Genomic DNA, 13186 nt, shown 5'->3' with positions numbered 1-13186 from the left:
ATATCTGTTGTAAACTGGTTCATAGGGAAGACCTCTTTTCTGTGAATTGTGTTGTGGTGATTCAATTCTACAAGAAAAGGTCTTCCTTTTTCTATTTACTCATTTACACAAAATATTTTACGCTCTCAACTTATGTTCAAATGTAGATTGGGATACCGGTGTAGATTCATCTACAGACTCGGATACAAGTTTAGATACAGGTTTTGGCATAGGCGGTTATGCAAAAGAAGGTGTTGCCTAACCGAATCAAGGCAACATGAAAAGGCATGAGCCCGGTCCAATATCGGGAAACTCATACCTAAAAACTGCCTGATGAAATAATCAGGTTTACTTTTTGCGGGATAACTTCATTTTATGCTCACAGCAAAACACCTCCAGTTATTTTAGGTAAACCATACGCGCTTTTCCACCTGAAGGTGTTTTGATTTGTCTCACTCTATGGGGTCAGTCCCTTATGGCATCATATAAGGCTTTTATATTCATATGTGTATATGAATATAAAAGCCTTTTTTAAGCAGATTTTCTCGTTATTATATCTGTTTTTAAAAATACGGTGGCACGCAGAAAAACAGAAATCTTAACAAATAGGATCCTCTGTATATAAAATACAACTTAATTGATTTTTCTTAATACGTTATCTGAAAAATTCAAAAACGTTTTTAAATACATATCAACAAGATAATAAGCACGAAAGTAAAGAAAGGCTCAGCCTTAATCTGCATGTCTATGATTAAAAAAAGGATAATGAGTTCAAGTTTATATTTTTTTACTGAATACTTTTCTATGAATACGACAATAATGAGAGTTAATATAAGCGTAAAAATTGAAAGGGTGATTGGATGAAAAACTTGGGCAGAGATTATGGTAATGAATTTCTTAATAACTTGAGAGTGATGGACGCCAGACCTGACTATGAGCCAATAAGACTTGTTGAACACGTATATCAAGCACAGGGACCAGATAACACCTTAAAGTCTTGTGATTACTGCAACAAAGAAAAGAATGTTGTGTTTTATAAGCCAGATGTGATGAATATTAACGGAAAACGTATTGTTAGCCTCAAAAGTAGAAAAGCGTGGACCTGCTTAGAATGCTATAGCAAAGATTTAGCGGCACTGAAAAAGCAGTATGGTTGAGTTAAAGGCGCGGTGAAGAGGATATACCATAGCGGCTGGATGTGAATTATTTCAACTGTGTTTATAAATGATGGCTGCTTACAGACTTTCTGAGCAACAAAGCTCACTCCTTCAGGGATGGGCTAGAAACGAGATCGAGCCTTTGATGTGTCTTCAGAGATGTCAAAGGTTCGATTTTTTCTGTTTAAAATGCTTTTTATGTAGATTTCAAATGAGACATTTAAAACACGAAACGCCTTTTTACCGTGTTTTTCGATTAAACATTATGTAAAAAATATAACAATTCTATTACAAGCAATGAAAAATGATTTTTCATTTTAAAATCGATATGACTATAGCACCAAGCCACGCTTAAGATTGAAGCCTTGTTTAAAAATGGAAAGAATTTTTGTGGAATTCTAGTTAAAATTGGAGGTTTAAAACCTATTGCGATAAAACCTCTTTTCTTGCATTATTAGTGGCAGAGACCGAGCAACAGGGTCACGACAAACAACTAAGAATTGCAGGAGGGAATTAACTTGAAAAAGAAACTACGTATGATCGCTACAGCTGGTGCTCTTTCACTAGGATTACTTTCAGCAGGACAAGCACATGCAGCTACACCGACTGTTCAAACCATTCAATACCAGGTAATTGTTAAATATATTGATGGCAAACAAACTGTTTCGTTTGTTAAACTACCGGCACCAACAACACCAGGAACAACAACAGTAAAGGCACCAACAACAACTACTCAAGAGCCAGCAAAGGCGCCAACAACGACTACTCAAGAGCCAGCGAAAGCTCCAACAACAACAACTGCTCCAGCCCCGGCACCAGCTCAAACACCAGCAGCAACTACTGGTTCTGTTAACGAGTTTGAGAAGAAAGTATTTGAACTTGTAAATCAAGAGCGTGCAAAAGCTGGCTTGAAAGCTCTTCAACTAGATACAAAACTAAGCGAAGTTGCTCGTGCAAAATCAGCAGACATGAAAAACAAAGGATATTTCTCTCACCAATCACCTACGTATGGTTCACCATTTGATATGATGAAGCAATTCGGTATTACGTATAAAACGGCTGGTGAAAACATTGCAAAAGGTCAAAAAACACCTGAAGAAGTAATGAAGGCGTGGATGAACAGTGATGGACACCGTAAAAATATTTTAAGTGCTAACTTCACTCATATTGGTGTGGGTTATGTAGATGGGCATTGGACACAAATGTTTATCGGAAAGTAAACGAATGCAGAAAAAAACCGCTAGATTTAATCTGGCGGTTTTTTTTATATGAACTATTGGTTTTTATAAAAGAAATATCGTAAACAACTATTTCTTTTGCTGTACCGGCAACATTGTATATAATAATGCCTTTATATCCTTGAGATATGTACAGGTCCTTATAAAACTTTCCGACTTCCGTATTCACATCATTCGCAGAACGCCACTATCTTATACTTCTTGTCATTTATGCTGAGAGTTCTTAAACCAGTTCGTTAAATAAAATATTTTTGATCATTCATAAGTTGTTAAAGCAGAAAATGCTGTTTATACATCTTTTTCGTCTCTGCGGGAGGGAGTTTTTTCTCCTAAAGCAAATAAGACTATGGTTCCAATAAGCGATGTAATGAAGATGACTGTTCCCATTGGTATAGCCGATCCTTCTATTATTCCGGCAAGAGGGGACATAATAGAACCGATCAAAAGAGGCAGCATTCCGAGCAAAGCACTTGCGCTTCCCGCACGGTGCCCCTGCTTGGCAATGGCGACTGTGAAAGAACTGGTAAGTACAATTCCCATGCCTGTCATATACACATAAATCGGAATAACGATGAGGGCAAGCGGTCCTTCTATGATGGTCATAATGAATAAAAATAAAGCTGCTAAAGTGGAGAGAATGACGCCGCTCTGTAATAACCGTTTCTCCTCTATAATTCCTGCTAAACGTCCAACCATAAAGCTTCCCGAAATAATAGCAATCCCGTTAATACCAAACAGTACACTAAACATTTGCGGGGATACACCATAAATATCCTGATACACAAATGGCGTGCCGGATACATAAGCAAAACTACCCCCATGTACAAAGCCTAGTGTGAGGGCATAGCCGATAAATGAACGATCCCTAAATAAGTCACCCATTGTACGGATGGAATGGCCGAGAGAGCTTGGCATTCTATTTTCAATAGAAAGAGTTTCCTGCAGTCGGAAGTAAAGCAGAATCACAATAAATAACCCTGTGAGTGCCAAAAAAAGAAATATCGTTTTCCAAGTTGCAAAAGAAAACCATAAAATCCCGCCACCCGCGATTGGTGCCGCTAAGGGTGCAACCGCATTGATGACCATTAGAAGCGAAAAAAACTTTGTTAATTCCTTTCCACTGAAAATGTCGCGAACGATTGCCCGTGATATGACAATTCCAGCGGAAGCGGTAAGTCCTTGCAGCAAGCGGCCGGCAATTAAAATTTCAATGGACGGAGCGAGGGCACACAATAACGTAGCTATTACAAATAGTGTAACTGAAATAAGGAGAGGCTTTCTGCGGCCTTGGGCATCACTGATGGGTCCAATGATTATTTGACCGACAGCAAGTCCGACTAAGCACGCCGTAAGGCTCATTTGAACAAGAGAAGCGTGTGCCTCTAAGTCTCCTGCAATATCAGGGAATGCAGGCAGGTACATATCAATGTTCAGCGGGCCCAGAGCACCTAGCATACTAAGCATAATCGCTAATTCCATCCGTTTTTTAAATGAGTTCTTTTGCATTTTCACAAACCTTTCTGTCATTGATTCAGCGTTTTATTTTCCTTTGCAAGTATACTGAATCAGGAAAAGAAGAAGCAATTAGCTTGATCTAATAATTTGCATGTGTACTAAGATGAGCATTGAATTGATCCGGGGATAGACGATTTCCGCAAACCACCTGGTATTATTACAGCCCTTTTTAATCTTGTGTTTGTATTTTTCGTTTATCGTTTCTGGACTGGCAGCATAAAGAAGCTTCAACAGCAAGAAAGGGAAAATAGGGATTTTTGGATGACCGAGAAAATGGGAGAGGCAAAGCAGCTGGAGAAGGAAGGGGAATTCCTTTACAGGTAGGAGCATCTATTGCATCTGACTATCATAAAGGGCGGAAAGAGATTTTCCGCCTGGTAATGATAGCTTTATGTGTTAGCTTATTTGTAATGGTTACATCTATTATGTCTGCGTTTTAATGAATAGGGAGCTCTTCTTTATCATCGTTGTAAAACCAAGCAGAAGAGCTCAGTCTATTGTTGTACTGGGCAAGACTTCTTTATAACAGCAGCCCTCATCATCCCACTTATAAGGGCCTTCTTGTATGAGAATCTGCTTAGGGTAGGGGGTTATGAACCGCTCGGATACATCATCTATATAAGAAAACAATTTAAAAGCGCCGTCCAAAAATCCTAGCAGTTCATCAAGACAAACCAAGCGAACAACCATATCCATTTTTATCTCATCTTCACTGTCTATTTCATCATACACTTCAATCATGGCCTGACGAAACGCATTGTCGTGCTTTACCAATTTCGCAACATCATTCATAGTTGAAACACCGAAAATAAAATTCAGCTCATCAGAAGGTTCTCGAAGGGCTTTTTCTCCAATTAAGTTTACATGGCGGTTGATGGGATTCGTTACATAGTAAAGGCGCTCAAATTCCATAAATACATTTTGGTCCGGATTCGTTTGTTTAATTGCTGGATCCGTTACCAGATACAAAGCTGAATGATTCACTCATAAAACTCCTTAGTTTTTGTTTTTATTATACCAACTGAAAAGAAGCAAAGGAAAAAATGAGAATATTGAGCCTAAGAACAAAACAGGAATTAATACTTTTTTGTAGGTTCAGCCATTTATTGATCTATTGTTCGGGTCATTAAAATAAAGACTGACATGAGGAGAGAGTTATAGTGGAAAAGCCGTTAAATGTTTTATCCTTATCACTAGCAGCAGGAACATCTTCACGTAAAAAGTTATAACGAATGGAAGTATGTCGCTTGCTTAACTTTATTTAAATGGTTTTCAGATAACTTTTTCCGCAATCATAGCCTTTGATTTATCAGTCTTCTATGCTTTGGCAGTTCCCTCCATCCACCTAAATGCATTTGCAAATTGTTTGTTGTGGCCAGATGGAGCTATTATCAGGGCATAGAAACAGGCAGGCATAAAAAACAACCATAAAAGTTGATCTTTGATATCTGTCAAACTTTCAAAGAATGATAAAATCCCGCAGCATTGTAATATGCGGGATTATACGGTGAATCTTTTATGGTTTCTGTTTTTCCACTGTCCAAGCAATAACGGCTCCAATAATAAGAGCCCACACAGGACCGCTGACATGCAGAAAAGAGATGTTGGACAGGGAAATGACAAAAGCGGCTAATGCACTCAGCCGGTAGCGCGTAACCGAAAAAGCCGACTGCAGGCTGGACTGCAGAGCACCAACTAAGGCCAAGCCTGCCAACAGCGAAACAAAGGCCTGTGGAAGCGACTGAATAAAAGGCGCGATTTTCCAGGCAAAGATACCGAAAAGGAGAACAATGATTCCAGAAACAACCGATGCGGCATATCGCTTAGGCTTCGGACCTGATACTGGATCGGCACAGATAGCTGTCATCATGCCGGCAATATTGGCACTCTGACCGCCAAACAAAGCAGCCAACACGGAAAACAGCCCGCTGGCAGAAACAATTTTTCGAATGGGCGGCTTAAAATCCGCGCTTTCCAGTGCCCCTATTGCCGGTGCTACGTCATTGCTTAAAATCAGCAGCGCCAGAGGGATAGACAGTGTCAGCAAACCAACCCACGTAAATTCCGGCATATGCAGAGAAGGAATTGAAAAAGGAATGCCTGCCGATGCCGCATTTAATCCATTTGTTAAAAATAAAACAAGAAAAGCAATCAGAACGGCTGCCATAACAGGCGGAAACCGACTTTTAAATTTTGTTAAAGTGAAGAAAATCACGAGTGCAGCACCGCCAACCAGCGGCATTTCTTTCACAGCCGGAATGATCCGGACAACGTAGCCAGTGATAAGTCCAGCCAGCATGGCAGCGATCACTTCTTTTGGCACCCAGTGAATCATTTTTGTAAAAAGTCCAGATACTCCCACCAGATAAATGATAAGTCCGCCCATGATATAGCCGCCAATCAACTGTGAATAGCTGAAATGGGAAGTCACAGTAGCTAAAAACGCAACTCCTGTAATCGAATGACCACCCGTGATCGGTATTTTATAAAGTAAAGGCATAACGATGCCAAAAAAACCTCCGAAAAAGTAAACCGCAAACATCCAGCTGATCGTTTGGGAAGTGGTGAAGCCACCGGAATTTGCTGCTTCTAAAATGATAGCCGCCGGGCCGGTCATTACAAGCGTGCTGGAAATAAGGCCTGAAGAAACGTTTTGGCTTGTCACTTCTTGAAACAAATGACTTCTTTTCGGTGTACGATATGAAGTAGTAATTTTTTGTTTAGAATCCGATCCTTTCATGATAAGTATGCTCCTTTTAATTCATCAAATAATATTCCCTAATTATAATCGATTCACTGTTAATTTAAAGATGTTTCAGTAAAGCGGGGTTAGGCGCTCAAGTTTGCTGGCAGGCCGTCTCTTTTTTAGTCCACAGCAGCTAGTTCGTTCAACAAAACTTCAAACTTTGCGCCGCCATTTGCGAAGTAATTTGAAGGAGTCTTCTAGCCTGTAATACGATCAAAAAGTTAGTGATCGAAAGTACACCTATACAATAGTATACTTTTGTATAGGTTTACTTTTGTGAATATAAAATACTCATAATAATAAGACCTTAATAAAATAAGATTTTTATCATCCCTAGCGAGGATACTCTCTTCTTTAACCCGCCAAGTAACCATCCTCCATCAGATCTTTGATTTAGGTGGAGAGATTCATATAGAATTATAGTGTTTGTTAGCATACTGGTACGTATTTGGAGGGGAAACATATGGAATGGTCAAAAGGGGAGTTTATTGTAAGTGATGAGATTTCATTAATGAATTTAGACACTGTTTCGTACTTGCTTTCAACAACATATTGGGCTGTAAAAAGGACTAAAGAAACCATTGAAACAAGTATCCATAATTCGATTTCTTTTGGTGTGTATCATAATAGTAAACAAATCGGTTTTGCCAGGGTGGTGACCGATAAAGCAGTGTTCTCCTGGGTGCTGGATGTGGTGATTGATGAACGGTACAGAAAAAACGGGTTAGGCCAATGGCTGATGGAGTGTATATTAGAACATCCAGAAATTAAAAATACCAAGTTTGCACTTGCAACTTCAGATGCTCACGGTTTTTATAAAAAGTTTAATTTTAAAGAAAATCAATGTATGACAAGAGTATAAGAAGGCCTACAAAGTCAATGATTGAATGACTGCAAAAAGTAGCCCGCACAATAGGCTGCTTTTTTGTGTATTCAAGTGTCGTCATCTGTATATATCGGTACAGAAAGAAGAAAAGCGAAAATAACATGGGCTGCCCAAAACAACTCGCAAGAAACAAAAGAGAAAAGAGCTTTTAACTGTTCTTGCTGCCCGCCTTCCAGACAGCCTATACGATAACTTTAAAGAGCATTATGATGAATCGGGTCTTTCTATGTGGGAAGCGTTATATCTCTTGATAGAACGTGAAACAATCCTTAACAAAAAAGCGGCAGAAACTTCTTTAGCCCACGTGAGAGAATATACTAAAGATAAAGCTGTAGTTACTCTGAATACAAAACCTGTCATCAAACATACCACCAAAAGTAAGATGAATACAAAGTGCTTCAATGCAAAACATAATCATAAGAGGCTCATGAATACTTCATGAATTTACATAATACATTATGTGTAAAATTCAAATAAAAACTATGTAAATGTTATTAAAACCGTAAATACAAACATCCAAAAAGGTTGCTAAAAACCTTTTTAAACTAACATCCAAAAATTTATTTATTGATGTGAACCTCTCCAAATGAAAAAGAGCAACAACAGATAGCATAAAAAAATTGAAACGGGACTCAAGGAGTGGGTCCCGTATTTTTGTTTTCAAATCAATAATGCTTCGCTGACCTTAAGTTTCCAATCACAAAACGGGCGCTTGAAATTTATAAAATCCCTAGTAAGTACATCTCTAAACAGTCTTTACTTAAAAAACACGAATTTCTGTTGTATTCGTCTGCACTATTTTTGTATACACGATATTCCCCTGTCTGCATCATATGTGTATGATAAGTATACAAAAAGGCAAAAGGGGGAGACGAAAACACGAGATGCTTAAAGCAATCCACACAAAACAAAAATGATGCTTCAAGCGTGCTTACTGCTCGCCTTCCAGAAAACTTGTACGATGCCTTTAAAGAAACACTGCGATAAATTCGGCTTTCATTCTAAAAAGGAGATAGCAGCACCCTATGTATTTACATATTCGTTTAGTCTACTTTTTTCTATATACGATTTTGCTTGTTTCCTTTATTCCTATTTCTGCTTCTGCAGAAGTGGAGGATCGAACAGCAGAGAAGCCCAATAATGTACAAGAAAAAAAAGTGTACCGCATTGCCGGTGAAAAACATCTTGCTCCTTTTTCTTATATCAATAAACAGGGAGAGTTCACTGGTTTTAGTATCGATATTTTTAATCATATTGCAGAAGAAAAAAATGTGGAGTTCGAATATATTCCAATGGATCTTTATCAAGCCACGCGTGCACTGCAAGAGGGAAAAGTCGATGCCATCATGGGTTTGGAATACTCAGCGGATCAAAATCAAATCTTTACGTTTTCTGAGCCATACTTTACGATGGCGGACGCTGTTATTATTCCAAACCATTTGAAATCCTCTGTTAAGTCCTTAACTGACTTGCGCGGCAAAACCGTTGCCATGCGGGAGGATCCCGTTTCTTTTGAACTGCTGCTGAATGTAAGACGTACTGAATTCCAATTGGCGCTGAACCCAGAAGATGCGCTTCACCTTCTTTTTTTAGGACGGGCTGATGCTTTTCTTTCTAACAAGTGGACAGCTGAGTTTTACCTTGAACAATCACAGAAAAAAGACCAGTATACCATTCTTGATGATTTAGGAATACCTTCAGAGTTTGCGGTGGCCGTTCAGCCGAAGGACACACAGCTTCTCTCAATGATTAATCATTCGCTTGCCGATATGCAGGCCAGCGGCGACTATCAAAGGTTATACACCAAATGGTTTGCGCCTTCTTCTGAGGAGCAGCTGAAAAAACTGCGGAATTGGATTATCATACTTCTTGTCACTGTTGGATTAACGTTTGGCAGTTTATTGGCCATTTATATTTGGAATAAGCGTTTGAAAAGGGAAGTAGAGAAGCGGACCGCCGCGCTTGCCGATGCAAATATGAAGCTGGAGGTTCAGCAGCGTGAGATTTCACAGGCTCATGCGTTTAAGACACAGATTATTAACCATATGTACGCCGGAATTCTCACCTTTGACCAGTCTCTTGATCTTACAAGCCTGAACCAGCGAGCGAAGGAAATGCTTGGTCTTACACAAGTAGAGCCTGTTCAAACAACAGACATTCATGAGCATCCGCTTATGCATCAAATTTTTCAAACCTATGAAGCTGTAAAGCATAAAAAAAACAGACCATTTCTGTTTACGGAAGAAATTCAATACAAACAAGATGGCGAGTTTCGCTTTGTACTATATAGAGTAATCCCGCTTTATGAAGAGCGGGATCAAATGAGCGGATATTTAATTACCCTTGCGGACCGCTCTGAGGAACGAATGCTTGAGAAAAAGCTTGCCACTCAGGAAAAAATGCGGGCTCTCGGGCAGCTTGTAGCGGGTGTAGCACACGAGATTCGAAACCCGCTTACATCCGTTAAAACCTTTATTGATTTGCTGCCAAGGAAATATGAAAATCCAGAATTCCGAAAAGAACTGCTTAAACATGTGCCGGAAGCGCTGAGAAGAATGAATCGGATTGTGGAAAGTTTACTTGACTATGCACGCCCTAAACATCCTCAAAAAATATCTTTTGATGTTGAAACGTTCATTCACTCCGCCGCGGCCATCATCGAGCCTACTTTGAAAAAGCAGGGAGTCCGCTTATGTTTGGAAATCGAACCCGGTATGCAGCTGTATAGTGATCCTGACCAGATAAAACAAGTCATGCTGAATCTTATGTTAAATGCGCTTGATGCGATGGAAGCCAGTTCCGAAAAAAAATTGTCCGTCCGGGCTGAAATAGAAAACGGAATGGGCTGTATCCATGTCACAGATACAGGAATCGGTATTGAAGAGCTGGAGCTTCCTCACATTCTGGAACCGTTTTATACAACGAAAAAACAGGGAGTGGGTCTTGGTTTGGCGTTATGCTATCAATGGATACAGGAAAATAACGGGGAAATTAGCATCGAAACCAAAAGAGGATATGGGACAACCTTTACTCTCATTCTGCCTCTCGCTAAGGAAAAAGGAGATCATTAACATGAAGCCAACTGTTCTCATCGTTGATGATGAACCTGCTATCGGTTCATCTCTCCGATTTGCTCTAGAAAATGATTATAAAGTGACCGCCTTCACGCACGTACCAGAAGCCTATGAATTTTTAGGCAGACAGCAAGTACATGTTGTTTTGCTGGACTGGCGGCTTGGTGAATATAACGGACTGGAAGTACTGGCAAAAATGAAAGAGATTCAGCCGCAAACGTCGATTATTATGATGACTGCCTATGGTACGATCGAGTCTTCTGTTGAGGCGATGAAGCGGGGTGCCTACCATTACATTACAAAACCGCTTGATATTGAGGAACTGCATATATTAATTGAAAAATCGCTGGAGCATCAGGAGCTTCATAACAAAATTCGTGAATTGAATGAAACGATTGATAAAATAAAAGGATATGACCAAATGATTGGCAAGAGCCTCGTCATGAGGCAAGTCTTTTCAATCATTGATAAAGTCAAAGATATTGATTCAAGCGTACTTGTTTTCGGTGAAAGCGGAACAGGAAAGGAGCTGGTAGCACGAGGCATCCACCGGCAGGGAAAAAGATCAAACGGGCCATTTATCTCTGTTAATTGCGCTGCCATTCCAGAAGCCCTTCTTGAAAGTGAGCTGTTCGGCTTTGTGAAAGGTGCTTTTACGGGAGCAGTGCACAGCCAAAGCGGCAAAGTGGCGGCTGCTGACGGAGGCACACTGTTTCTTGACGAAATTGGAGAAATGCCTCCTTCTCTGCAGGCAAAAATACTTCGCGTTTTGCAGGAAAAAGAAATAACGCCTCTTGGTTCAACAGAAGCGAAAAAGGTGGATGTCCGTATTATCAGCGCCACGAATAAAGAGTTGCTGCGCATGGTGGAAGAAGGCTCTTTCCGCGAAGACTTATATTTTCGATTGAATGTCATTCCGATTGAATTACCTCCGCTGCGTGAACGAAAAGAAGATATAGCACTTCTCATCCCATATTTTCTAAAAAAATATTCGGAAGAAATGCAGCGGCCGCTTCTTTCTCTTTCGCCGGAAGCGTACAATAAACTGCTGAATTACGACTATCCGGGAAATATAAGACAACTTGGCAATATCCTTGAATATGCTGTTGCCATGGCTAAAGACAGTATAATCTCAGAAACTGATTTACCGATCGCCATGCAAAATGAGTATAGAGATCAGCCGGTAATACTTGCTGATTTCGTGCTGAAAAAGAATATCATTGAAATTCCAATCCATTCTACCATGAGGGAAGCAGAGCAGCTGATTATTGAGTCTGTGCTTGAACATTGTGAAGGAAATCGAAGAAAAACCGCCAATGTGCTTGGTATTAGTGAACGAAACCTCCGTAATAAACTTCATTTATACCGTCAAGGTCAACTGAAGTAGGCAAAAAATGCCGGGTAGGAACATTTTGCCGTTCTTACCCGGCATTTTTTGCCGCTTTTCTCTCTGTTTCTCTTGATTTTTAGGTTTTTTTAGTTGGCATTAAACTTGCATTGTGTAATGTAAGCGCTTGTAAAAATAAAAATAGGGAGGAATATATGAAAAAACACATAGGATGGGCGCTTGTTTTATCTTTCGTAGTCATCATAACCGCGGCTTGCGGAAATCAAAATTTTTCTGGCGAAAATAGAGTAAGTGAAAATGCTTCCCAATCGGAAGGACACGCTGCTGGAAAACTTACTGGAAGAACTGTAACTATTTTGACTGGCGGAACACCCGGTGTTTACTTTCAGCTTGGTAATGCCATGGCTAAAATGTATGGAGAGGAGCTGGATGCGCGGGCAAGTGTGCAGACAACGAAGGCTTCTGCAGAAAACATCACTAAAATTTCACAAAAGAAAGCGGAGCTCGGGTTTGCGACAGCTGATACAGTTACAGACGCTTACAGGGGAGAAGGAAACTTTGCTAAAGATGGAGTGATATCCAACATAAGAGCGGTTGCTTCGCTATATCCAAACTATATGCAGATTGTAGCCCCTAAGTCAGCAAAAGTTCGCACATTACAGGACTTGAAGGGAAAAGACATTGCTGTCGGAGAGCTGGGCAGCGGTACGGAAATTATGGCCAGGCATATCCTAACTGCGGCCGGCATCAGATATGATGGTATTAATGCGAATTACCTGTCTTTTTCAGAAGGGATTGAAGGTATTAAAAACGGTACAATAGACGCGGCCTTTCTTTCTTCCGGTTATCCAAACTTAGGGATTATGGAATTAGCAGCAACCGACGAGGTTGTAATTATTCCGGTCCCAAAAGAACTTACAGAGGAATTAAAGAAAAAGTATCCGGCTTTTGATATTGGAATCATTCCAGCCAGCACTTATAAAGGTGTTAACGAGGACAGAGAAACGTTAATGGTTAATAGCCTTCTGATAACAAATAAAGATATGCAGGAAGAAGAAGTATACGAGCTGACGAAAGCATTATTTGATAATCTGGAAGATCTCCGTCATGCACATAGCTCAGCTGAGAAAATTGAACTGGAAAAAGCCGTACAAAAACTGCCGCTGCCATTGCATCCTGGAGCTGAAAAATATTACAAAGAAAAAGGCATTCTCAAATAAAAAGAGCGTCTAACATCAGCATT

9 protein-coding genes are annotated in these 13186 nt (G+C 40.0%); 6 read left to right on the top strand and 3 right to left on the bottom strand.

What is annotated here, in order from left to right; all coding sequences use genetic code 11:
- Positions 1-839 precede the first annotated feature (839 nt).
- Positions 840-1136, top strand: a complete 297-nt coding sequence (locus tag M3221_RS19475; protein WP_251273367.1) for a hypothetical protein — start codon at positions 840-842, stop codon at positions 1134-1136.
- 518 nt (positions 1137-1654) lie between these two features.
- A complete protein-coding gene (locus tag M3221_RS19470; protein ID WP_251273366.1) occupies positions 1655-2356 on the top strand; it encodes a CAP domain-containing protein in 702 nt (233 codons plus the stop codon).
- Between the two features lie 306 nt (positions 2357-2662).
- On the opposite strand, the gene M3221_RS19465 is transcribed toward M3221_RS19470, so the two are convergent.
- From M3221_RS19465 to M3221_RS19455, 3 genes are all read right to left on the bottom strand, one after another.
- The gene (locus tag M3221_RS19465) at positions 2663-3880 is read right to left on the bottom strand and encodes a Bcr/CflA family efflux MFS transporter (protein ID WP_251273369.1); all 1218 of its coding nucleotides are present in this window, start codon (positions 3878-3880) and stop codon (positions 2663-2665) included.
- 498 nt (positions 3881-4378) lie between these two features.
- Positions 4379-4873 carry a hypothetical protein gene (locus M3221_RS19460; protein WP_251273365.1) on the bottom strand — a complete coding sequence of 165 codons (495 nt, stop codon included), beginning with the start codon at positions 4871-4873 and terminating at the stop codon, positions 4379-4381.
- A 532-nt stretch (positions 4874-5405) separates the two neighbouring features.
- A complete protein-coding gene (locus tag M3221_RS19455) occupies positions 5406-6629 on the bottom strand; it encodes a benzoate/H(+) symporter BenE family transporter (protein ID WP_251273364.1) in 1224 nt (407 codons plus the stop codon).
- Between the two features lie 469 nt (positions 6630-7098).
- Here M3221_RS19455 and M3221_RS19450 point away from each other — a divergent pair, with 469 nt between their 5' ends.
- The 4 genes from M3221_RS19450 (at position 7099) to M3221_RS19435 (ending at position 13163) form a co-directional block, all read left to right on the top strand.
- Positions 7099-7497 (top strand): GNAT family N-acetyltransferase, encoded by a 399-nt coding sequence (locus tag M3221_RS19450; protein WP_251273363.1) that lies wholly within the window; start codon positions 7099-7101, stop codon positions 7495-7497.
- A gap of 1049 nt (positions 7498-8546) precedes the next feature.
- Entirely contained in the window at positions 8547-10592 is a 2046-nt protein-coding gene (locus M3221_RS19445) for a transporter substrate-binding domain-containing protein (protein WP_251273362.1), read from the top strand.
- A 1-nt stretch (position 10593) separates the two neighbouring features.
- Positions 10594-11982 carry a sigma-54-dependent transcriptional regulator gene (locus M3221_RS19440; protein ID WP_251273361.1) on the top strand — a complete coding sequence of 463 codons (1389 nt, stop codon included), beginning with the start codon at positions 10594-10596 and terminating at the stop codon, positions 11980-11982.
- Between the two features lie 155 nt (positions 11983-12137).
- Positions 12138-13163 carry a TAXI family TRAP transporter solute-binding subunit gene (locus M3221_RS19435; RefSeq protein WP_251273360.1) on the top strand — a complete coding sequence of 342 codons (1026 nt, stop codon included), beginning with the start codon at positions 12138-12140 and terminating at the stop codon, positions 13161-13163.
- The last annotated feature ends 23 nt before the right edge of the window (positions 13164-13186 follow it).

It is taken from the genome of Domibacillus indicus (genome assembly GCF_023715895.1).
Lineage (GTDB): Bacteria > Bacillota > Bacilli > Bacillales > Domibacillaceae > Domibacillus > Domibacillus indicus_A.
This window is presented reverse-complemented; position numbering and strand designations above follow the sequence as displayed.